17 protein-coding genes and 1 pseudogene are annotated in these 23,821 nt (G+C 51.7%); 12 read left to right on the top strand and 6 right to left on the bottom strand.

Translation table 11 applies throughout. The annotated features are described in order from the left end of the window. Positions 1–211: 211 nt before the first annotated feature. The gene (locus AC6RUA_RS18750; protein ID WP_499816128.1) at positions 212–1,324 is read right to left on the bottom strand and encodes an exo-alpha-sialidase; all 1,113 of its coding nucleotides are present in this window, start codon (positions 1,322–1,324) and stop codon (positions 212–214) included. A gap of 206 nt (positions 1,325–1,530) precedes the next feature. Then, positions 1,531–2,295, bottom strand: coding sequence for an IclR family transcriptional regulator (locus AC6RUA_RS18745; protein ID WP_499816127.1), 765 nt, complete (start codon positions 2,293–2,295; stop codon positions 1,531–1,533). A gap of 682 nt (positions 2,296–2,977) precedes the next feature. On the opposite strand from AC6RUA_RS18745, the gene aceB reads away from it, so the two are divergent. The 9 genes from aceB (at position 2,978) to AC6RUA_RS18700 (ending at position 14,210) form a co-directional block, all read left to right on the top strand. Beyond that, complete coding sequence (gene aceB / locus AC6RUA_RS18740) at positions 2,978–4,285, top strand: malate synthase AceB (protein WP_499816126.1); 1,308 nt, start codon at positions 2,978–2,980, stop codon at positions 4,283–4,285. A 251-nt stretch (positions 4,286–4,536) separates the two neighbouring features. After that, positions 4,537–5,667 carry an exo-alpha-sialidase gene (locus tag AC6RUA_RS18735; RefSeq protein WP_499816125.1) on the top strand — a complete coding sequence of 377 codons (1,131 nt, stop codon included), beginning with the start codon at positions 4,537–4,539 and terminating at the stop codon, positions 5,665–5,667. A 363-nt stretch (positions 5,668–6,030) separates the two neighbouring features. Continuing rightward, positions 6,031–7,887 (top strand): ABC transporter substrate-binding protein, encoded by a 1,857-nt coding sequence (locus tag AC6RUA_RS18730; protein WP_499816124.1) that lies wholly within the window; start codon positions 6,031–6,033, stop codon positions 7,885–7,887. Between the two features lie 371 nt (positions 7,888–8,258). Beyond that, on the top strand, positions 8,259–9,386 hold the full coding sequence (locus tag AC6RUA_RS18725; protein ID WP_499816123.1) for an amidohydrolase family protein: 1,128 nt from the start codon (positions 8,259–8,261) through the stop codon (positions 9,384–9,386). A 143-nt stretch (positions 9,387–9,529) separates the two neighbouring features. Further along, positions 9,530–9,895 (top strand): Rieske (2Fe-2S) protein, encoded by a 366-nt coding sequence (locus AC6RUA_RS18720; RefSeq protein ID WP_499816122.1) that lies wholly within the window; start codon positions 9,530–9,532, stop codon positions 9,893–9,895. A gap of 142 nt (positions 9,896–10,037) precedes the next feature. After that, complete coding sequence (locus tag AC6RUA_RS18715) at positions 10,038–11,072, top strand: ABC transporter permease (protein WP_499816121.1); 1,035 nt, start codon at positions 10,038–10,040, stop codon at positions 11,070–11,072. Further along, on the top strand, positions 11,059–12,087 hold the full coding sequence (locus AC6RUA_RS18710; protein ID WP_499816159.1) for an ABC transporter permease: 1,029 nt from the start codon (positions 11,059–11,061) through the stop codon (positions 12,085–12,087). Before AC6RUA_RS18715 ends, AC6RUA_RS18710 begins: the two co-directional genes overlap by 14 nt. Beyond that, the gene (locus AC6RUA_RS18705; RefSeq protein ID WP_499816120.1) at positions 12,088–13,134 is read left to right on the top strand and encodes an ABC transporter ATP-binding protein; all 1,047 of its coding nucleotides are present in this window, start codon (positions 12,088–12,090) and stop codon (positions 13,132–13,134) included. Continuing rightward, positions 13,131–14,210 carry an ABC transporter ATP-binding protein gene (locus AC6RUA_RS18700; protein ID WP_499816119.1) on the top strand — a complete coding sequence of 360 codons (1,080 nt, stop codon included), beginning with the start codon at positions 13,131–13,133 and terminating at the stop codon, positions 14,208–14,210. The genes AC6RUA_RS18705 and AC6RUA_RS18700 overlap by 4 nt, the downstream gene beginning before the upstream one ends. A 313-nt stretch (positions 14,211–14,523) precedes the next feature. On the opposite strand, the gene AC6RUA_RS18695 is transcribed toward AC6RUA_RS18700, so the two are convergent. From AC6RUA_RS18695 to AC6RUA_RS18685, 3 genes and pseudogenes are all read right to left on the bottom strand, one after another. Beyond that, a complete protein-coding gene (locus tag AC6RUA_RS18695) occupies positions 14,524–16,308 on the bottom strand; it encodes a hypothetical protein (RefSeq protein WP_499816118.1) in 1,785 nt (594 codons plus the stop codon). A 27-nt stretch (positions 16,309–16,335) separates the two neighbouring features. Beyond that, a pseudogene (locus AC6RUA_RS18690) lies at positions 16,336–16,604 on the bottom strand (transposase domain-containing protein); the annotation flags it as partial. 1,554 nt (positions 16,605–18,158) lie between these two features. Beyond that, positions 18,159–19,769: a CRTAC1 family protein gene (locus tag AC6RUA_RS18685; RefSeq protein WP_499816117.1), complete on the bottom strand. Its 1,611-nt coding sequence runs from the start codon at positions 19,767–19,769 to the stop codon at positions 18,159–18,161. Between the two features lie 253 nt (positions 19,770–20,022). Between AC6RUA_RS18685 and AC6RUA_RS18680 the strand changes: the two genes are divergently transcribed. The 3 genes from AC6RUA_RS18680 (at position 20,023) to AC6RUA_RS18670 (ending at position 23,272) form a co-directional block, all read left to right on the top strand. Beyond that, positions 20,023–21,345, top strand: coding sequence for a DUF7405 family protein (locus AC6RUA_RS18680; protein ID WP_499816116.1), 1,323 nt, complete (start codon positions 20,023–20,025; stop codon positions 21,343–21,345). Positions 21,346–21,401: 56 nt separating this feature from the next. Beyond that, positions 21,402–22,490, top strand: coding sequence for a Gfo/Idh/MocA family protein (locus AC6RUA_RS18675; protein ID WP_499816115.1), 1,089 nt, complete (start codon positions 21,402–21,404; stop codon positions 22,488–22,490). A gap of 65 nt (positions 22,491–22,555) precedes the next feature. After that, positions 22,556–23,272, top strand: coding sequence for a ThuA domain-containing protein (locus tag AC6RUA_RS18670; RefSeq protein WP_499816114.1), 717 nt, complete (start codon positions 22,556–22,558; stop codon positions 23,270–23,272). Between the two features lie 162 nt (positions 23,273–23,434). Here AC6RUA_RS18670 and AC6RUA_RS18665 read toward each other — a convergent pair whose 3' ends face one another. Further along, the gene (locus AC6RUA_RS18665) at positions 23,435–23,818 is read right to left on the bottom strand and encodes a cupin domain-containing protein (RefSeq protein ID WP_499816113.1); all 384 of its coding nucleotides are present in this window, start codon (positions 23,816–23,818) and stop codon (positions 23,435–23,437) included. Positions 23,819–23,821 lie beyond the last annotated feature (3 nt).

Genomic DNA, 23,821 nt, shown 5'->3' with positions numbered 1-23,821 from the left:
CGCGAACAGTTCCCTAAGTTCCGTTGTCCTTGATCGATATACAGCTGGCTGGCCCTTCTAGAGAGATATCTAATGAGCGGTACATATTGATGCAAACCGGCTCGTCGGTCATGGGCGCGTAAAGAAAATCGAGCATAGGAAAGAGGTCGAAGTCTGCGTAACTAGCCTCGGTGAACTCCGATGAGGCTTCTTTACTATTCGAGATCAGACCCTAACTCGGTGAAGCGGCCATCTCCTCTATGATTGGTTCACTATCACTTTGTTCTCGAATTTCTTCTTCAGTAATAGCGACATGTTTGATCCCAGCACGTCGATATTCATACATAATATGGATAGTCCCGTCATTTGCTTGAGTGATGGAGCCGTAGGTAAAGTCGGGCTTTCCAATAGGATCATAGTCGGCGAGTTTACCCTCAATTTCCTCGTACTCAAGATAAAACTGATATGGCCATGTCTCCCCATCGTCTTCGGAGAGGAATAGTGCCAATTCGTTCCGCCCTTCAGGGAAATCAGCAACCACAGGGTTGTTGACTAGGAGAAGATTCCCATCATGGGTTCGATGAATATCAAACCCCGCATTTGGGTTCGGTATAGTCGTTTCCTCCGCCTCTGTCCAAGTGATCCCACCATTATCTGAGTGAGTAGTCCAGAGATACCCACCTCCGACCGGACGCATATAGGCGCGCAATTGACCATCAGACAACTCAACAGGGGTAGCGTAGCGTAGCCCTTGGTGACCACTCATGAATTCCTTATTGTCTGGAACAATCTGATCGCCACCAACAAGAGCAGGAAAGTCTCCCGGACGATCAGTAAAGTCGTCCGGGATGATTAAGAAGGCAGGTCTATTTGCATAGCCGTGGTCCAGATCGACACCTAACACCCACCAGTTTTCACCATCGATATGGATGGGGGGATTTTTAAGGTAGATTCCTGGTCTTTCGTGCAACAACTCTAGGTCGGTCCACGACTCCCCGTTATCGGACGAACGCTTGAGGAATGGTTTGCTTGTATGGATACCTCCATAGAATTCGGTTACGATTAACCAAAGACGATCATCCGGTCCCATGAACATAACGGGGGGTTGGACCGCTCGGTCGGGGACATCAACTAGTACGCGAGAATCTTCCCACTCATTACCATCAGCAGGGAGACGACTGCCGTAAACATTTGTGTCCCGATGAAACTCGCCCGCGACATCCTGCGAATTAGCGAACCATGCTCCGAACAGATCTCCATTCGGTAATTCAATGATCTCCGCATTTTTATGAAAGCCGTTGCCACAAGCGCATGTGTCTGCATGACACACCATTTGCTCGCGCATAGCGCGCAATTAGTTCCCAATGATAAATGCTTTTCGGAGCTTATAAATCTTAACTAGTATTTCCCCTATGTGGACGATTCAGGCCTCAGCGAGCCAATGGCGAACGAAAGTCACCGCCCACTTCCCTCCGTTAATGCCAAGATCTCAGTGAGATTCGCTTGCTCGGAGAGAATCCCATTCACCTGTGTATGATTGAGCCTGACTACCTATGCATACGTGATGCTGAGTTCGATAATATTGGCGGCATTATTTATGAGCTCAATGTACTCCTCCCGTGTCTCGGACTTATCTAAACGGCTCTTAGGGGCTGATAAGCTGATCGAACCTTCCACAGTTCCATCTTCGGTGAGGATCGGAGTACCGATGCACTGCAGACCACGCCACTTCTCCTCGTCGTCAATTGCGTATCCCTGTTCTCTGATCTCTTCTAGTTCGTCGTAGAGCGTTCTTTTTTCGGTAATAGTATTTGGTGTAACCGCCGCTAAGCCGCGCATATCGATGATTTCATCGGTCTCCTCACGAGGAAGGTGAGCAAGGATTGCCTTACCAAGTCCTGAGTTGTGGAGCGTTACTTGGCTTCCAACCCGTGTATCGATTTCAACTCCTTTGGGTCCTTTTGCGCGGTAGAGTACGACTGCTAACCCCCGCTCATGGGAAGCAAGCGTCACGAGTTCTCCCGTTTGTCCGACGAGTTCGTCGACTTTGGGTTTAGCTGCTTTGTATAGCTCTATTTCATTCCGTAAGCTCCCGCCAATATGAAGAAACCGCAAACTCAACTGATACCCCTCTTCGTTTCGAATGACATATTCGTGTTCTCGGAGGGTACTGAGATGATTGTGAACCGTACTCTTATTCATCTGAAGTTCGGTTGCGATCTCGTGGAGTTTTGCAGTTTTGCGACGTCTGAGGACGTCAATGATCTCAATGGCCTTTTCCAGTGATTTGACAGGGTGGTTTGCCTTTTTGTTCATATTCCTCCCTAGAGACTGACCCCACTTAATATTATTCACTATTAAAGAATTGTGTTGCGGCCCTCCCGTCGAATTCCACCTAAGTATTCGGACCGCCTGAGGCGAGATATATCGGCTACCGCTTCTCGTCCCCTGTCTCTCTACCATTATCTATTGGAAAATATTCAAATGGTGCCAAGCGTATAGTCAGCTAGTAACGAACCAAATACCGACAAGGGCCGGGTACATGCACTACAAACAGCCAAGCCAGCGTTTGTTTGCCGTCCCGATTTACAATGGGTCGTCGTAATCGTAATCGTAGTTATCGCTCGAGCATCATTACATTGGTACTATTGTAATCGATGTTATCGCTCGGATATCATTACATCGGTACCATTGTAATCGAGACGATAAAATTTCAAACCATAAACCGGAACGATCGTATCTTCGGGCTAAGCTGCGGAAGTTCAGGATCTGATGCATTTTCACATAGATAATGATGAGAGCACCGTCTACTTCACTTTCCTAAGACGCTACATTGATGTCTGGAAAGGAGTCGTTAGTTTAGCCGTTTGAACTCTCGATCAGTGAAGCAAGAGCTCTTGAATCGGAGTATCAAGCTGTGTATTTCAAATAATCCAATCTAGAATACTCCTACCCAACGACACATTTAATATCCTCGGAAAACCGCTATACACGTTGTATGGGTAGCAAGCGACACTACAATCGTGAGTTTGTCCGTACCTTCTTTACCACGCCAACAGCGGTAGAGGGGGAAGAGAACTCAGCCAGCATGCTAGAGAGCGCGATCCAATTGCGGGGGATGCGTGCTCCGGATGTTTGGGTCCCGGACAACGAAGACGCGATCGCCCCTTCAATGCGTAGTATAGGGGTTGAAAACATTATCACGGTGATTTCTCAGTCCGGGAATGACTTCCCAGGCGAGATCCACCCTCGTGTAGTTTGGCACCGTGATAACCCTACGACTCGGTATCGAGGGTTCCAGCAAATGCTTAAAATAGCGGACCCGGCTAATGACGCTATTCAGTACATCGACGGGTTCGTTATTCCAGAGGTAGGTGATGTTGATGACTGGAAGAAGGCCGATGAGTTCATCACGATTGTTGAAGATGTAAATGGACTCGAAGTGGGCAGTCTCTCTATGTCCGTGATCATAGAGAGTGGTGAGGCTGAATTGGCTGTCGGGAGGCTTCGAGAACAGATTGGCAACCCCTCCAATTCCCTTGAGCGTCTCTTCATGCTCGTCGATGGTGAAGTCGATTATACCAAAGACATGCGAGCTATGACGCCTACCGGTGAACTACCAGTCTGGTCCGAGCTCCGTCACAACACTTCTCGAGGCGCTAGCGCAGCTGGACTTATCGCGGTTGATGGTCCGTATGATGATATCCGGAATGTGGATGGATATAAACACCGGATGTTAGATAACCGGTCGAAGGGGATGACAGGGATCTGGTCCCTGACCCCAGGTCAGGTTGTCGAAGCGAATCGAGATCCGCTACCCCCGAAGACCGGTAGCTGGCTATTGGAGGTAGATGGTTCCGAGGTCAAGCTAGAAATCAAGGACGAAGGTCAGATATACCAAGGTGAAGAATTGAACTTAGAGGAGACCGATGAACAGAGCTATCTCCTGCATGTCGGGAAAAGCGAACTCGTCTTCGATTCTGAAAGAATAGATGAGGAGATATCTAAAAGGACATCATATATCCCCAGTATGGACGATATCGTCAATTCCATGGAAGAATTCGAGGCGGCCAAGGAAGCAGGTAAAGGAGCCATTGCCATGTCCCAGACTGCAACATTCGTTCTCTCAGGGACTGAAATCGAGATTAATAAGGATAGAATGTGGGATGAGGCCACTTATCAAGCTGCTCAAATCCCTATAAATCTATTTCAGGATGTCTACGAGAATCGACCAGACCAGCGTGAGGAATTAGAGGAGATATATGGCGGGAATGTCGTCAGCCGTGCAATGAACATCGGAATTTAACCCCTAATGTTCATCCATTTCTTCTAAGTATTCAGGCATTTCTTCCGGGTTAACGCCGATGATCATCGTATCGACCAGCGCGTATAGAGTCATCGTAGTTGGCTTAATTCGCATTCTAATAATATGAATTATTATATTTAATAGAATGAATAAATTCCCTCGCTGAGATGATTCTTTAAAGTCATCCGGGTCCCAAGGATACCATAGATGTATATACAGGGCGGGAAAAAGGGGTAGCGAGGTCTAATCCAATGGAAGACCAGATGATTTGCCACGCGCGCAATTGCCCACACGGAAACACGTTCCACAAGAATTCAGCCATTGCCGAACTCCCAAATGGAGATTTGTTCGCTGCGTGGTTCGCTAGCCCCTATGAGGATGGTCACCGTACTCAGACTGTCTATGGAAGTCGACTCCCGGAAGGAGAAAATGAGTGGACCAGAACAGAACAACTTGTTGACGTAGAGAATATCCCAGTCGCTTCTCCGGTAGTATTCAATGGACCAGATGGCGCACTCTGGCTGATCGTCCCCCAGCTATATGTTCACATGAGCGAGGGGTGGCTGCTACTAAAGCGATCATGGGACAACGGCCGTACCTGGTCTGACTTTGAAATCTTCTACCCTGACGACGGACTCTATCTCAAGAATAAACCGCTCTATCTCGAAGAGTACGACCGATACGTGATGGGGGTCGATATCGGTCATTCACGTGGCAATCGACCAGGCTTCCTACTTATTCCCGATGACTATGCCGATCGACCGGCTGACTTCCCGCTGTTAACCGGCGGGGACGAGATCGTCCCACCCAAAAACGGATATGTTGTTTTTTCCCGTCAGGGTCTTATTTATCCCACGCCCACGATTCTCTCAGATGGCTCAGTCTTGGCGTATTTGCGTCCTCGACCCAGTGGTAGTATCTGGCAAACTCGCTCGACTGATGGAGGCGTGACGTGGACGGAAGCGAAGGAAACTGATATTCCGAATCCTGACGCAGGCTTTGATCTCCACAGGACTGAATCTGGGAATCACATCCTCGTCAGTAATCCTCACGCCTCTGAACTCGGGGCTGGCCGGCACGAACTCGTATTGTTCATGTCTGAAGATGATTGCGAGACGTGGCCGTACCAGTTTTATTTGGAAAAGCACGACCCGGACGAGTGGACAGCACCCTCGATTCCCCAGCCGAACCAAGGTGAAGAATTCCCCGGACGTGGCCCTCGCCCTCAGTATACGTATGCCTCTATCATCCAAGCCAACGACGGGACCATCCACATCATGTACGAGTATGAGCGGAGCGGTGTTAAGCATCTCACCGTTACCGAAGAGGAGATCCGCGAGCGAGGAGACGGCGAGCCAATCTTGACTGAGATTACGAGATAACGCCGTTCAGGTTCATCAGCCTGAAGGCTTCAGCTGTCCTATATTCTGGGCATAACTTGGGCCGAGAGAATCTTATTGCAACTCCGCTGGGAGTAGTAAGTCATCAGCTCAGTCTCTCAGCCGTACTCTCATTAGTGCGTAGTCCAAGCACTTGAGCGCGTATCTCCTATCGGAGTCTCTTAGGGTTCTCCATACATATTTGCACGACCGACGTAATCACAATATTCCCAACAGAAGAACAGATAATTATTCACTTGGATGAGCGAAAATATGATCGTATTACCTGAGAACCTGTTCTGGGAGACAGGGAAAGTATAAACACACCACCGAAAGCTTAAGTGATCTCAGATGAACACGAGTGCTATGTGTCCAAGTGACACACCAAAAAGCAAGAAGTCGAGAGTTACTCGACGAAGAGCGCTAGGATATTCAGCAGGGTTCCTATCCATGGGACTTGCTGGGTGTTCAGAACAAGAGGGAGGTCAGGGCACTGTCTCTGTGGACGCCTTTGGAACGGACACCTCTAGTGACGAGACGTCTAGTGAGGGGATGTCCAACGAGGACACCTCCAGTAGTAACGGGGCTAGTTCCGACGTCATCGAACAGGAGTTAGTGTCGACCAATTGGACCGACCCAACTACCGCACAATATAACACGTACAATCCGACAAACCACGACTTTGATTCTACACGCATCATATATACGTATCTCATCCAAGTTAATGATGCAAACGGGAACTTCCTCCCATCTTTGCTCTCAGAGTGGTCGAGCCAATCAGGTGGAAGCGAATTCCAGCTCACTGTCAACACGGACTACAAATGGCACAACGGGGATACCGTCACCGCCGAGGACGTTGCTATGAAGCTCTGGATCGAGAACTATATGGGCTTCGCGATATCAGACATCATTGACGATATCACTGTCCCTGACGATCAGACGCTAAATCTTGTCTTTGGCGGAAATACCAATCCGAATATCTTCCTGCAGTTGTTGGCGCGACTTCAGCTGGATACACACCCAGATAAGTATGGTCAATTCTACGAGGCATTCCAGCAGGCAGAAGGCGATGAAGATGCCATGGAATCAGCGCGAGCTGATTTACTCAACTTCTCTGATGAGGATCCGATCGGTAACGGCCCGTTCCAATTCTCTGAGCGGTCCGAGCAAGGAATCATACTAAACCGCTTCCCTGATCATCCAAACTCAGGGAACATCAACTACCATCGGATGAGGAAAGTCCCAATCAGTAGCAATCAGGAACGAATTCAGGGGGCAATCAGTGGTGATTACGACAATACGTTCGTCGATATCCCTACCGAGAGTCTTCGGAATCAGTTCCCAGAGGAGTCCGTTCTTTACGAAGAGAGAGCGGGTAGCCCTGCTGTCGGGTTCCAGATTGACCATGAGATATTTGGCCAAACAGAGGTACGTCAGGCGCTGGCGTATGCTGTGGAGAACGCTCCAATCGCCAACGCCATATACAGCCCGAGCCAGACAAGGATAGTAGAAATTCCGTGCGGAATTCAGATCGGCTCGGTCGATAGATGGCTCGGGGATCGGAAAAGCGAGTATCTCACCTACGAACAGGACACAGAGCAGGCGACCACGCTTCTTGAAGAGGTTGGGTTCCAACGGGATGACGGGACATGGTATGACTCATCAGGCGAAGAATTGACATTCGAATACAAAACTTACGCAGGATTCGACAATCACATTCGACAGGCGCAGGTATTCCGGGATCAGCTCAACAACTTCGGGATTACTGTTGAAGTTACTACTATTGAACAGACCACGTATACAGGACAGACTCTCCCACAGGGTGATTATGAGATTGCTGGACTAGGCTGGAGCAGCCGATGGCCCCACCCATATTTCTCTCTGAATGATATGTTACGGCAGCAGCCGGGACAAAACATACCCAACGAGGTATCAGCCCCACCCATCGGTGAGCCAGACGGTCAGGAAGAGACAGTGAACCTACAGGAGAAATTTGCACAGCTTTTCCAAACGACCGATGAAAATCAGGAGCAACAACTGGTACAAGAAATTGCTTGGGCTCAGAACTATAATCTATTCGTGATCCCATATGCTGAACAGATCTCGCTCGTATATCAAAAGGGCGAAGGTTGGGAGATTCCGGCCAAAGATTCCACAAGTGCAAGCGTTGTCTCCCCTCGATGGGCACCTATTCACAACGGTGATATTCAAGCTACCCGTTAAGGCCAACAGAAACTCATAGGATAAATTATCATTATCTGCCCGGACTGAATAGCGTTGCCAAATCGGGATCTCGAGTACTGTACTACAATTTCACGCTGCGGGATGAAGAAGGGGATGTATCCTCTGAACCCTAGTTTCAACCACGTGCGCACAGTCTACGCACCTGAGTGGTATTCTTCGCACTAGTGGCGCGATGGGTTCCATGGAACCTTTTCGAGTCACTTGGTTTGCTGCACCGGCTTTAATATACTACCCCTATCTACTGTGTGATAATCTCATTGAGTTGTAGTGAAGTAGAGAAGGAGTTCCCGACTACCGGTACATATATCCTCCACCGTCGTATTTTTAATTATCATATAATCTGATCTTGTATGGGTCAAACAAGTGCAAAGGGTCGTCTTACAATAGACGACCTAACCATCGCGGATATCGACTCGCATGTAAGCGTTGGACTTGAAGAGCTGCTGCCCTATATCGATGACCGTTTCGACGGTGTGAAGCGACTTATCGAGTACGCTGACAACCCCGGATCACAGATCTACTCAGGGTTTCGTGCAACACCACAGTGGTACCAAACGAAGGGGCAGGATAATTATGGCGATATGGACGTCCAGATGGGAGAAACAACCACCGCTGAAGGAAAACAAGAACTGATGGAGGAGTACAGCATTGACTACTCAATTCTCTCAACGGGTCCAAACGGCCTTGCGAGCGTAAATCATGAAGAGACTGCGGTTGCTATTGCAAACGCATACAACAACTATCTCGTTGATAATTTCACGGGATTCGATAATCTCAAGGCGACACTCATCGTCGCTCCACAGCGTCCAGAAGCGGCGGTTGAGGAAATCCGTCGTCACGGTGACAACGATGACATCGTTGGCGTCCAGATTCCAGGTGTAAGTCTTATTCCGCCACCGGGCCACGAGATGTATAACCCCATCTATGAGATCGCCCAAGAAAAAAACTTATCAATTCTGATGCATAGTGGTAATTCAGCTTCTTGGGCAGAATTCCCAGTTCAGCGGTATTGGGCCAAGACATTTGTCGAAGACCATGCATTCACGTTCCCGATTATCACTATCTGGCATGCTATCTCACTAATTTTCCGTGGTGTCCCAGAGCGATTCCCTGATCTAAACTTCATTATGCAGGAGGCGGGTGCCGAATGGGTCGGATGGCTTACGGGGCGGCTTGATGATCACTTCCTCCAATGTTCGGAGGATGTTCCGTATCTGTCGAAACTCCCGAGCGAGTATATCCAGGATCAATTCTACATAGGCACCCAACCAGTCGGTACGCGCAGGAACCCGAGACACACAGCCATGTTGTTTGAACTTGCAGGCGGCGCAGATACTGTCGTATTCGGAACCGATGTCCCCCACCCAGATTTCGATCCGCCCGAGGATGTGTTCAATATCGTTCGGTCTCACTTCGACGAAGAAGAGGTGCGTGGCATTATGGGTGAGACGCTACTTGAGGCATTAGATATTAAGTAGGTGAACTCTGGAGGGTTCGGTTCTGGATCAGAAAGTGCTCGCCCTGCCTGGTTAAAAATTAATATGGGGAAAAGTACTGGCGAATGTTAAAAACAAACCTAGAAAAAGTTTTAAATACTTTGAAAATAATCTTTAGCCACACAATGGTAGAGAGACATGAGATAGCGAAGGTAGACGAATTTTCGACAGACGGCGATTGTGTTATCGGGAATGTTGGAGAGATAGAGGTGGCGGTTTATCAGATCAGCGGCGAGTACTACGCTATTGGAAACTACTGTATTCATCAGGGTGGACCGCTCTGCGAGGGTGACGTTAGTGGTCGGATGGTAACAGAAGAGAATGAGTTTGGCTGGGATCTCAGCTACGACTCCAAAAAGTGTTATGTTCGATGTCCGTGGCATGGTTGGATGTTCGATATTGAGACTGGGGGGCACGCCAATACTGACCGATATCAGGCGCCGACATTTGATGTAGAGGTGGAGAACGGGACTGTCTTCGTTATTCGATGACGATATGGCTCCTGAATGTGAGTTAGGAATACTTCTGTCTTCTATCGGTAGGGTATGAGCTGTTCAAGAGGATATACGAGCAGATTTCTGGATATTCTGTGTTCTTATAATCACCATGACCTGGGGGACGACAACATTTAACATGGTAGACCCCATTCTCGAATCTATGCTTAGATACTTGACCAAACGGGTCGCGCAGGCAGTATTTACGATCTACGTCGTGGTCACATTGTCATTCGCTATGATACGGCTCCTACCCGGAGGGCCTATGGATTACCTGAGAGCTACATTACAACAACAAGAAGTAGATTACACTCAGGCCGAAATAAACCAGATTGTCGAAATATACACGGACGTCAATCCGAGTGAGCCAATATGGCTTCAGTATATCGACTATGTGTCGTCTGTGTTCCGCGGTAATTTTGGTCGATCGGTGTGGTATGACCAGCCAGTTGCAGATATAATAACAAGTGCACTTCCATGGACAATATTCGTCATGTCTATCGCGACAGTTATTACATTTGGAATAGCTATATTACTTGGAGCTATAATGGCATACTCGGAAGGGAGTAGGTTCGATTCTTCGATGTCACTAGCTGCGACGTTCTTGAATTCTATCCCCTACTACATCGCAGCTGTATTATTCCTATACTTCTTAGGGTTCATTCTAGGGTGGTTCCCAACTGGAGGAAGGCTGAGTGAGAATACTCAGATTGCTCTGAGTATCCCGTTTGTTCTCGACGCGTTGTACCATGCTACGCTTCCGATAGCATCCTTCGTGATTACTGGCTTTGGGATCCAGGCGCTTGCTATGCGGGGCAATTCTATCAGTGTACTCGGCGAAGATTATCTTCGTGTAGCGGAACTCCGAGGATTACGTACGCGCACGATCGCTGTTCACTACGTTGGCCGGAACGCAATCTTACCAATGTATACGACTCTGATGATCTCAATTGGATTTATGTTTGGTGGTTCAGTCATTTTAGAACAGATATTTTCCTATCCAGGGATTGGGTACTACATGATACAAGCAATAGATGCACGAGATTACCCCCTTATGATGGGCGCATTCATTGTAATTACGGTAGCAGTGGTGTTTGCGGTGTTGGTCGCAGACCTCACTTATGGGCTAATTGATCCCCGTGTAAAGGTAGGTGATTCAAATGGAGCAAACTGATGCTGAAACAGGCGCATCGATATTCGGCGACCGAGAATTTGAAGAGGAGTCCCTATCACGATCACAGCGATCTAGGCGAGCGCTGTTCAGGTATATCTACGTTCCTTTCCGCATTATCTGGGAAGACTGGCGAGCGAGAGTGTCTGTACTCATCATGTTAATTTATGGACTGATGGGCACCCTCGGTGTGTGGCTGGTCGAACGACCAGAATCGTATCAGGGCCAACCTTTCCAGAGTGCTTTGGTGACCTGGGAACATCCGCTTGGGACTGACCCGACTGGTCAAGACCTAGTGAGTTTGGTTGTCCATGCGACTCCTGCAATGATGGAAATGATACTTGCTGGTGCTGTGTTTTCGACGTTTTTAGCGACGGTTATCGGAGTCTATTCGGGATATAAGGGTGGACGGATTGATAGCATATTGATGTCGTTCACGGATATTATGCTAACACTCCCTGGCCTCCCGCTGGTGATAGTAGTCGCAGCTATTCTCGAACCAAGAAGTCCCTGGGTGATCGGTGTTATCCTGACGGTCAATGCATGGGCGGGGTTAGCTCGTTCCATTCGTTCAGAGATTCTCACACTTAAAACGACAGAATACATCGAGGCATCTCGTACATTGGGAATCTCTACACATAATATTCTATCCAAGGATATATTACCGAATATAATGCCATACGTGATGGTCAATTTCGTAAATTCGGCCAGAGGAGTGATATTCGGGTCAGTCGCGCTCTATTTCCTTGGAGTATTGCCATTCACTAATCTCAACTGGGGGGTGGTCCTCAACCTTGGATATAGGTCGGGAGCGATGTACGGACTCGGTGCAATACACTTAGTTCTCGTTCCAATGGTAGTCATTGTTGTCCTGTCATTCGGATTGATCCTCTTTTCGCAATCGACTGATCGATTGTTTAATCCCCGTGTGAGAGCCAGACACATCGACAACACCAAGACGGCTTCAGAGGAAACGACGGAAGAAGACAACACCTCGTACATCGGAGGACAAATATAAATGAGTTTCAACAAACAGACCAACGATACAATACTAGATGTCCAGAATGCAAATGTAACATTCGATATGGAGCGGGGGACTTCAAACGTCCTCAATAACGTTTCGATTACTATCGAACGTGAAGAAGTGCTCGGCATCGTCGGTGAAAGTGGAAGCGGAAAATCGATGTTCGCGGATTCGCTGCTCGACGCCGTTGTGAAACCAGGTATACTCACAGGAGATATTATTTATTCATCGAAGGAAAACAATCAAATTGACGTTACTGAACTAAGTAGTGAGGAACTCCGAAGACTGCGCTGGGAAGAAATATCAATGGTTTTCCAGGGCGCACAGAGTTCATTCAATCCGACGAGAAGCATCAGAAAACACTTTGAAGAAACCCTCAAAGCACATAATTTCGATAAAAGGGAAGGCATGGAACGCGCACGTACGCTGTGTCAGGACCTCTACCTAGATCCAGACCGGGTACTCAGTTCATACCCTCATGAACTCAGTGGTGGAATGAAACAACGAGCTCTAATCGCGCTCAGTTTGGTTTTAGAACCGAATGTACTCGTTATGGATGAACCTACTGCTGCACTAGATCTGCTAATGCAGCAATCAATAATACAGTTGCTAAGAGACTTGAAAGAGAAATATGATTTAACTCTAGTATTTATTACCCACGACCTTCCGCTCGTTATGGGTCTTGCTGATCGAATCGCAGTCATATATGCATTTGAGTTCGTGGAGATAGGTCAAACTAAGGATATAATGACGAATTCAGCACATCCATACACTCGGGCGTTGCTTAAATCGACCCCAGATATTGATGCGCCACTTACGGAAATGCGCCCCATTCCAGGATCAAGCCCTGATCCGGTTGAAGTCCCGAACGGTTGTTCGTATCACCCCCGCTGTCCATTAGCGGACGATATCTGCGAGACTGATGATCCGGAATATCATACTGTATCGGAAAATCACAAAGCAGCTTGTTTCCACTGGGAACAAGCTTCCGCTGAGGTACCGCTTGACTTTGAATCCTCAAATATGGAGGAAAGACGATGAACTCCGAACAACCCTTAGTCTCACTGGAAGATGTTAATGTCCATTTCGAGAAAGAATCGGATCTGTTTGACTTATTCTCTGATCCCGGACTGGTTCGTGCGGTTGATGGAGTATCGCTTGATATCCAAGAAAATGAGATCGTTGCACTTGTTGGTGAAAGTGGATGTGGGAAAACTACCTTGGGCAAAACAGCGATCGGCATTCAATCACCATCTTCTGGGAAAGTTAAGTACAGGGGGCAAGATATCTGGGCGGCGAAGCAAAATAGCGACAATGCCCAGATACCTTTTGGTGATATACGTCGTTCGTTACAAATTATCCACCAAGACCCAGGTAGCTCTCTGAATCCAAATCGGACTGTCTTAGCGACCCTCGCGGAACCTATTAAAAAGTGGGAGCCAGATATGGGGGAAAATACTCGGTATAAAACTATCCTAGCGATGCTCAATCAGGTTGGCCTTTCTCCACCAAATGATTATGCAGATAGATACCCTCATCAACTAAGTGGTGGAGAAAAACAGCGGGTCGCATTAGTTCGAGCACTGTCGATGAATCCAGATTTGATTCTTGCAGACGAAGCAGTGAGTGCTCTTGATGTATCACTGCGTGTGGATATGATGGACTTAATGCTTGAACTTCAAGATCGATTTAATACATCCTATTTGTTCATATCTCACGACCTATCGAACGCAAGATACTTAACCGAAAAATCAGGTGGACGGATTGGAATCATGTATCTTGGAAACCTCGTCGAGATTGGTTCTGCAGATCAGATAATAAACAATCCAAGGCACCCGTATACCAAAGTTTTACGATGGGCTACACCAAAGTTGAGTGAATGGAATACAATCCCAGAAAGCATGCCAATTCGTGATATTGACATTCCAGATCCAGTCAACCCACCAAGTGGATGTCGCTTCCACACGCGCTGTCCCGAAGCTAGAAAGGCATGCAAAGAAGAAATACCCGGATTGATCGGGGGTGAGTCGCAAAAAGTCGCCTGCTTCCGTGAGTACGATGATCATAGATACTGGAATAGTAGAGAACTTGAGGATACATCAAGCGGAAGTCCATAGGATAGAACTCATGATTTAAGCAGGAACCTCGGATTGGATAACAGAACCACGTGGAAACAGTTATCGAACTTCAGGAGTGAATATGTCCGAGTAGGAGAGTGTTCACAGGCGAGACGGGATGGCTCGGGAGCCACTTTGGTGGCTTGTCAAACTATCTGGACGGCCGTCTTTGTCTTCTGGTTCGATTCGTAGATAGAGGTGAAACAGTTGCCGTACTCATTATGTAGAGCAGAGACTAATCGAAATCAAGAAATTCCATCAATCCGGATTGGCAACTACAAAGTAGTATGAAGAGAGGCAATCGAACGGCGTGTCAGTCATTAATTAAAGAATCCAAGCGGTGATCGAGCTCAGTCGCGGTCCACTCGGTGCGAAGAAAAGCGTCAATGGTCATCAGTATGCGGCAACAAGCGGCGACCGCACGAGCGTAGCGAGACTTGCCGCTAGCGTCGGTGAGCGAACGGTTAGTGTCGATCCGACTGTTCGTTGCTCCGCGCTGAAGCAACCGAACTGCCCGGATTAGGTCTTCGTCGGAGTCGTACTCATCGGGTGAGATGAGATCCCTAGGTTTATCGGCAGAGGCGAATGTTTTGCCATAGTCGACGAGGCGCCGCTCGTTCCACTCACACCACTCGAAAGCGTGTTCCATCCAAGGCTCGATAGCGTTGGTATCCGGGATAAGCGTGTGCCAACGTTGTCGCGCGCGGGGAATCATTCCTTTGAACAGTTCGGTGACGGCTGCTGCGTTGACCGCGGGAGTACTCGGGTCTGTGATGTCGGACGATCGGTCGATGAGGACGGCGACATCGTATCGCGTTGACTCTTTGTTCGGTCCACCGACTGGGTCGGCTGTACAGTAACACAGCGCTCCACAGACGACAGCGGCTCGTTCCGTGGCCTCGTCTGTACGGTTCGTTCGGTAGTCAGCCAAGACGGGAACGAGGTCCGGGTATTCGATCAGGTCGGTCGCCTCGACAGCCCCCCCGATGTGGGGAGGAATACCGGCATTCAATACCTTCGACAGCGGCGCTTCTTTGTCGAGAGATGTTCGGGCCAAGCGGAGGCTATCATCGACCGCCGCAACGGTAACTAACGGACGGTGGACAAGAGGGTGACCAGTCCCAGATCCGGGTTGGTAGTTAGACGGAGTCACACTTCGATCTATGTCGGCGTTGTACTGTAATGCATCGTCCAATTCATGGTCATACAACGGTGTATCGAACCGGTCGCACATCTCCTCCGCCGACGTGTTTCCAGTGAAGTATTCGCTGGCGGTGATGAGGAACCCAACCGCGTCAGAAATTGCATTGGCGTACTGGCTTCCTTCGGATGCAGCGTTCAACGCAGACCAGACGTCGATATCGTCCTCACCACTCGAATCAGAATCGCCGTGAAGCAGATAAAGAAGTGGGTCCAAGGAGTCATAGAAATTCGGGTGATTGATGAACTGTTGAACGTGATCCGGCGGCGGGTCATAGTACGCCTCCTCGTACCAAGCGGTCCGGTATGAGTCCCCCTGATATCGACTTAGCACCTCAGTGAGCCACTCGTCGACGTCACCACACCTAGTTAGGGACGGGTGACCGGCGAGCAGTTCCTGCCGCCACTGTTCAACAAACAGGCGTTCGACAGCCCCCACGTCGACGGCGGCGGCAGCCGGATGGGATTGCATCGCGGCATCAAACGTCCCCGGGACGAATGGATCTCTCTGGCCGTTGTTGTAGGAGGCTCTGAACAAGACGGCGTCGTGATAGAGCTTCGCGTAGTTTCGGCGGTCGTCCTCACCGTATCGTGGGTCTACCCACCGAAAACGGGGCTTGAAGTACATATCTGTTGCTCGGTGTGTGATCCACCCGAGAACGTAGGCCAAGTGTCGCTTGAACACCGGTCTCTCTTCTTGTTCCTCCCACAGCTCGCGATACTTGTGGAGTAATGGCAGGAGATTCGTGTGATTCCCTCTCGACAGGCTACCGAGCCGAGCCATCTGATGATGGTCATTCAAACTTTGCTCGAATGCGTCACACACCAATCCGTCCTCCATCCGGACGAGGCGTCGACAGTCATCGAGTATCCCGAGGTGGACGATCTGTTCAGACATGGTGGATCTCCCTCGGAGAGATTAATAAAGTATCGTGTCGAGGTCTATTGTAGCGTACAGCCAAGACCACTCGCCATTAATTCTGACAGCGGTCTCGTCGACCGCGAACCGCCTCGGCTGCACCGTCGGCAGGTTAGGAACGCTGTCAGCCAGCCGATGCACCCACTGAAAATAGCTTGGTAAGAATGTTCAACACCTAATTCAGCGAGAGTTGAAGCTATCTCTCTGAGAGAATATCCAGTCGTGTGAAAATGGACGGCGAACACCCTGACGGGTGTCGCCATCCGCTCACGTTCTCAATAGACTTCTCAGAAGTCGAGACGAGACCTCTCACTGCATGTTATCAATCGACCGCATGGTTCGCCACCCTATATAATATCACGATCATCTAGCTTCAAACTTGAGTCCTCACGCGATCAGACGCCACACTGCCATACTCATCCCTCGCACCTACGTAACCTCTCGGTTGACGAGATTCGGGCAATGTATTGAGAGGCTGGAAGTCGGCCCATCGGTTGAATCGCTGAAACAGAGCAGTTCTACTGGGCAGGAGTCGTCGCCATCGACACGACTGAGGATGATCCGTTTACTGGGGATCGAACGGGTCACGAGAGCGAGATCATCGGGACGAAAGGGAAATCGGACGAATTCGCCTATCAGTGGGGTACCAGCCAGCTGGTGGGGAATGCCGTGCCATTAGCTCTCGACACTCGACAATTCGGAAGGAAGCCAGTCGATATAGATTGTCAATATCCTGCTCGGTTCGGCGCGAGAGCTCGTTCACGTCGACGAAGTGCTGATGGATCGTAGATTCGACAGCCAACACGTGCCTAAGCCGTCTCCGACCGGCGACTGACGTATATCGTTCCGAAGCGGATAGACACGAGCGAGAAGGTGCAAGCGAAGCGTTTGCTCAAACGCAATGAGGATCGGTTTACTACTTACAGACAGTTCCATCTCGGAAACGACGAGTGGCTACCGACCACGCTGGTCTACAAGCGGGAGGAAGATTCTGAGCGAACGGATTACGGGCAGTACACGGTGTTCATGACGAACAAGCCGGCTGGATAGATTCGCGAGTACAGCTCGCGCTGGGAGATCGAGAGCGGCTACCAGAGTATCAAGCGGTTCATGGCGGCGATGACGTCGAAGAACTGCGTCCTGCGGTTCATCGCATTCGCGTGCCTCCTGTACTCGGTGTGGCGTGTGGTCAACCGATAGTGGGTCGGACCCTTTAGGTGCGAGGTGGAGCCACGACGCCGTCTCTCAAAGAATCGAGGTCTAGGTACGACATATATCTGAATATACGGATCATTAAGTAGAGATAGTCACTCGAGATCGATTTTCGGTGTTCCACATGGTCCTCCAAGAGTAGGGGGAGCGTGAAACCAACATCGATTTACAAAGGTACGCCCGTAATCCATTATGTTCATCAACCATCACAATAGTTTCAGGTACCTCCTGTACTTTCTGATAAACTCCACCAAGCATTCTAGCCCTCTAGCTATTCCGTAATAGTTGATAATTTAAGTATGCTCGGTCGCATCTACCGCGTATCGGGTCAAGAGCAGCGGACGAGCGAGAAAGAGATCATCAGGTATGACAAAAGCCTCGTCTTCCGCCGTGATTAGTTAGATTTAGGAAGCCAGTTGCCTCCAGAGCGCGAATGGGTTTGGTGGTCATCCAGTGTCAATTTGTCCGACAATGCCGAACATGTATATGTCCGGCGTTATCAGTGGCGCACTCAGCCGCGTGTCGTACTCAATTGGGAAGCCATCTGATAGACGAACGGTTCGTTTTCACCAACAGTGGGAAGCGCGTTTTTACACCCGTTCATACCAATCATAAGACTATTTTTCCTCAGATCTCACGGATCCGTTGGCAGAAATACGGATTCGACTGTTCTCCTTGACTTGGTCGAACTTGAGCTCGGTCCCATCCGGGTAGACAATACGGACGCGTTCGACGGTGGCGTCCTGTCCCAGTCCAAAGTGGAGCCACCTCGACGACTGAGAGAAGAAGTCCGACTCGCTGCGCTGTATCTGTCGCATAGTGCCGCGCTCCGTTTCGACGTACACTTCGGTTCCGAGCGCAGTCCCGCGTTTGGTGTCGGAGACGTGTAGCTGGAGCCAGTCTCCACACTCATCCTCAACCTCGTTCTCGTAGAGTTTGAACGTCTCTGACGTATCCGCGACCACGATGTCTTGATCCCCGTCGCGGTCGAAATCCAGCGTCGCGAGACCACGCCCGTTCGACGGTTCGAACCCTGCCGCGCTCGCATTGTGCCGCTGGAACGTCCCGTTCTCTAACCCCGTCCAGACCGACGGTGGCGGGGTAACACCCACCCAGTCGCCAGTACTCGACTTCTCAACGTACGCCTTCGTGGCATGGAGTAGGTCCAGACGGCCGTCGTTGTTGAGGTCGGTGAGTTCGGCGGCCCACCCCCAGCCGCCGCGCTTGACGTTGTACGCGGTCGCTCTGTCCTTAAGCGTCCCGTTCTCCCGATTTATTAGCAGTTGGTTCCCCCGGTTCGTCACGGATAGGCCGCTCTGAAGTTCCCAGATGCGGCCGGGATCGCGGAACTCGATGTTAGTCACGAATACGTCTGGGAACCCGTCCCCGTTGACGTCAGCTATCTCGGAAGCCATTCCGTGTCTGTTCGAAGTGGGGACCGTTGAGTGTCGGAACGTGCCGTCTCCTTGGTTCATGTAGACGACGTCGTATCCATAGTCGTTCGCTACATGAATGTCCTGACGACTATCGTCGTTCAGGTCAACAAAACTCGTCGCTAAGCTCCAGCGCGTCCCCCGAATACCGGCGTCTTCGACGCGTTCAAACCCGGTTCCGTTCCCAGCGAACAGGTAGTTCGGATTCCCGTTAAGCGCGTCCCCGCGTGCGTTCCGACGCGGGACTCTGTCGTTCCAGTTGCCATTCTGGAGGATGAAGAGGTCAAGGTGTCCATCTCCATTGTAATCCCCCACCGTGGCGCCGGCCCCGCCGTCCAGCGTGACGTCAATTCCGACGTTACGCCGCTCAAATCCTTCCTCGGTATTGGCCAAAAACACGACCTCCCCGCTCCACGGGACCAGTAGCAGGTCCTCGAACCCGTTACTGTCGTAATCGAATGAAAGACCCGTTTTGAACGAGGTATGTCCGAGCGGTGGAAGGACGTTCGCCCGCTGGAACGACCCGCCGACGTTCTTGAACAGTGCTGGCTGGTCGCCGCCGATCGCGAGCAGATCGGGAGCGCCGTCGCGGTTGTAGTCGGTTACCACGATCGCTCCATCGGCACTACCGACCTGGCTCCCACTGGTCCGGTAGTTCAAGCCACTCTCGGCCGCCGTCTCGTCGAATTGGAGGTCGCAATTCGTTCCCGTCATCCCGATGCTCCCGATGCCCGCGCATCCAGCGGAGACGGCGAGCACGAGAGCAAGCAGCAGTGCAAGTGAGTTTCGAAGCATACCGGGATCAGAGTCGTCCGGCGAGAGCGCACGATAGCCGGAGCACGGTGAATCGGAGCGACTCGGTGAAGCGATTTCGACGGGAGGCGAAAGACCGAATGGACCCGTACCAGTACGCCATATGGTCACAAGGCGAATTCTCGACTTATAGATACCGGAAGAATATTAATGGAGTTCAGTGGAACCGCCTGACTGCTGGGTCCTGACACGAAATCGGCGAAATATTCATATATTTCTGATTTAGACGACTGGTATGGACTTTTCACGAGAATCGATCCCGCGGCGTCAGTTCGTGAGGACCGCCGTTGCCATCGGCGGGACGTCCGCGCTCGCGGCGTGTCAACAGCGGGAAGCGGACTCCCGAACGACCACAGACGCGGAGGCCGGCGCGACGCATCCGACGGGTACTGCCGATCCCACTTCACGTCCGGAGCGACAGTTTGCGTGGAACGACTACTTAGTCCGGGACAACAGCGGGAACACAGTCCTCCCACAGCACCAAGTTCTCCTGTTTTTGAACTACGCCGGCCCGTCGATTCCGACGGCGAGCGAGCGGTCTACCGTGGAGGACGCGTTTCGGACGCTCGAGCGGGCATTTCAGTGGGGGACTGGTGATAACCAAGGGGCGGTCATCAACCAGGGGCTGTTGTTCACCGTGGGGTACTCCTCGTCGTACTTCGATCGGTTTGAGGAACGCCTGCCCGACGAAGCTACCATCCCCCCCGCGGAAGAGGTGTCTCGCGCGGTCGGAGAAGACCCTGCGAACGCGGAGGACTACGACGCACTCGTACTGCTCACCAGCGACTCCGGGTCAGCCGTACTCGCCGCCGAAGAGGCCTTGACAGGGGAACTCGGTCGAGTCAACGGTGTGGCTGTAGAGGGGTCGCTTCGGGACGTTTTCCAGGTGACGGAGCGCCGTTCGGGATTCATCGGGAGGGGACTCCCCGCGGAGAGAATCAACGACGACCGAATCCCCGATGAGGCGCCGCAGGCGATGGGATTCAAATCTGGGTTCAAAGCCAACCAGGCCACCGAGGACCGGGTGAGTATCGGCGAGGGTCCCTTTGCGGACGGAACAACCCAGGCCGTCTCGCGCATCCAGATCGACATCGATTCCTGGTACAACAACAACAAATCCGAGCGCGTACACAAGATGTTCAGCCCCGTTCACGACCCGGATGACATCGGCGCAGTCGGCGAGAGTCTCGCCGCCGACAGCAACGTCACCCGCAAGGTGGCGGACAGCGTAGCAGAACATGCCGAGAAGTACAGAACCATTGGTCACACACAGAAGGTCGCGCGGGCCCGCGACGAGAACTTCGAACCGCGCATCCTCCGCCGTTCTGAGAGTAACGCTACCGACACTGGCAAAGAGGGAGTCGTCGCGTTGAACTTCACCTCGGTCCAGCAGGATATCGACGCGTTCATCGAGACCAGGAAAGCGATGAACACGGACGACCTCGATGTTGCCGAGGAACGAAACGGGATTCTGGGAGTGATTGAGACGGTGAGCAGGGCGGTATTCCTGATGCCGCCGCGGCGCGCTCGGGCCCTCCCGTCACCTCGTCCCTCGTGAAGACTCTATCATACAAAATGCTTAATAAATAGAGGTCGGATTGGCTTCGTAGGTTAATGAGCTACAGAACTATACAGGTGGGAACCGGCGGCCAGGGTGCGAGATGGTGTTCGACCTTTCTGCCGCCGAACATCGACAACGGGTTGATCGACGTCGTCGCCGCTGTCGACGTCAGCGAGGAGCAGCACGCAAACGCGAAGCAACATCTTGGATTGAGTGACGAAGAGTGCTACACGGACGTGGAGCAGGCATTCGAGGAACACGACGCCGACATCTGTAACGTGGTCGTCCCCTCCAGCGTTCACGAGGACGTGGTTGATGTCGCACTTGCACACGACGCGCACGTTCTCTCCGAGAAGCCGATCGCCGACACGTTAGAAGGGTCGGTTCGCATCGCCGAGAAGGTCAGACAGGCCGGGAAGAAGATGGGGGTGACGATGAGTCACCGCTTCGACCAGGACAAGACGACGCTCCGGCGAGAGATTCGTTCCGGCGAGCACGGGCCGCTCGACTACCTCGTCAACCGGTTCACCTGCAACTGTCGAACGTACGGGAGCTGGGGGGCCGAGTGGAAGTACACGATGGACAACCCTCTCCTCATCGGAGGCGCGATTCACCACCTCGATATCCTAGCAGACATGGCCGGCTCGAAGTGCGAGACGCTGTGGGCCAAGACGTGGAACCCAGCGTGGAGCGATTTCGAGGGGAACTCACAGGCGCTGGTCATGATGTCGTTCGAAAACGGGCGGCACGCGTTCTACGAGGGAACAAAGGCGAACGCGGCCGGGCTGAACGGCTGGGGAACGGAGTACGTTCGCGCCGAGTGCCGCGACTCGACACTCATCCTCGACGACCGGGAACTCGAATGCCTCCCGTACGACCCAGACAACGAAGCGGACTACTCAGGTGGGAAAGAGGGAACGGGAGAGCGAATCCCGCTGGCAGAGCAGGACAAGTGGAGCAACACGTGGCTGATCGAGCAGTTTGTCGAGTGGCTCGACGGGGGGGAGCCGATGCCGACGAACGTCGAGGACAACCTCCAGTCCGTGGCGCTAGTCTTCGCCGCGATCGAGAGCAGTGAGACGAACCGTCCCGTCCAGGTTCAGGAATTCCTCGAAGATGCGCGCGAACAGGTACGCGTTTGACGGCGTCGGGTGACCTCGCCTCCCCAACAGTAGCTTTATGCGGAGCGATGTCGAGTTTTGGTCGTATGTCGGTTCACGTGACCGTTTGGAACGAGTATCGGGTAGAAAACCAACTAGAGGCAGCGGAGGAGACGTACCCGGACGGCATCCACAACGCTATCGCCGAGTTCGTCGAGGAGGCCGGATACGAGACGGGGACGGCGACGCTTGACGAACCCGAACACGGGCTGACGGAAGAAATCCTGAAGAGGACGGACGTACTTATTTGGTGGGACCACATTGCCCGCGACGAAGTCGACGACGAGGTCGCCCAACGCGTCCGCGAGTACGTACGGGATGGGATGGGACTGATCGTCCTCCACGGCTCCGGGGGGAAGGTATTCAGTGGACTGATGGGTACCTCCTGTAGTCTCAAGTGGCGCGAAGCGGAGGAAAAAGAACGCATCTGGGTCGTCGATCCGGGCCACCCCATCGTCGAGGGGGTTGACGAGTACGTCGAGGTTCCGACGGCCGAGATGTACGGAGAGTTTCACGATATCCCCGCGCCGGAAACTCTCGTCTTCGTCAGCTGGTTCGAGGGCGGCGAGGTCTTCCGAAGCGGGTGCTGTTACAGCCGCGGCGAAGGGAAGATATTCTACTTCCGGCCTGGTCACGAAACCTACCCGGTCTTTCACCAAGACGAGATCCAACAGATCATCACCAACGCGGTCGGCTGGGCCACACCGACGCCCGCCAACGAAATTACCCAAGGAAACCACGAACCGCTTGAGCCGCTTGACTGACAGGGCATCGTATATCGGGCGGGTATCCTTGGTCCTGGGAAGGATCATCAGTCACCGGGGTTATGATTCTCCTCGCCTGCGTCCGGGAGACATAATGCGGCAGAGACTCACCGTACGACGACTACGAGAACGGCTCTAAGATGTCCCAACGGCGCCGCGCCGTCACTCCGTTTCGGCGTCCTCGTCGACGAGCGTGAACTCCCGTGAACCGGTGTCATAGCAGATGACCGCGACCGCGTCCTCGTCGCCTTCGTTGATACCCTGGTGGGGTTCCCCCTGTGGGATATGGATAAGGTCGCCCTCCTCTAGGACGATCTCCTCATCGCCGAGCGTATGAGTCAGTTCGCCCGAGAGCATGTACAGTGCCTCGTCGCAGTTGGGGTGGTAATGCTCGCTGTTCCGCTCTCCGGCCTCTATCGTTACCTTCCCGACGGTCAATGTGTCCTCCCCAGTCAGTTCTCGGCTGTCGGTCCATACAATGGTTCCCCAGTCGAACTCAACGGTCTCCTGCTCCTCACCGGTCGTAACGAGTTGATCGATAGCCATCAG

Source organism: Halorarum sp. SLYT50 (genome assembly GCF_059821265.1).
Note: the sequence above shows the minus strand (reverse complement) of the source record. Positions and strands in the feature narration are given on the sequence as shown.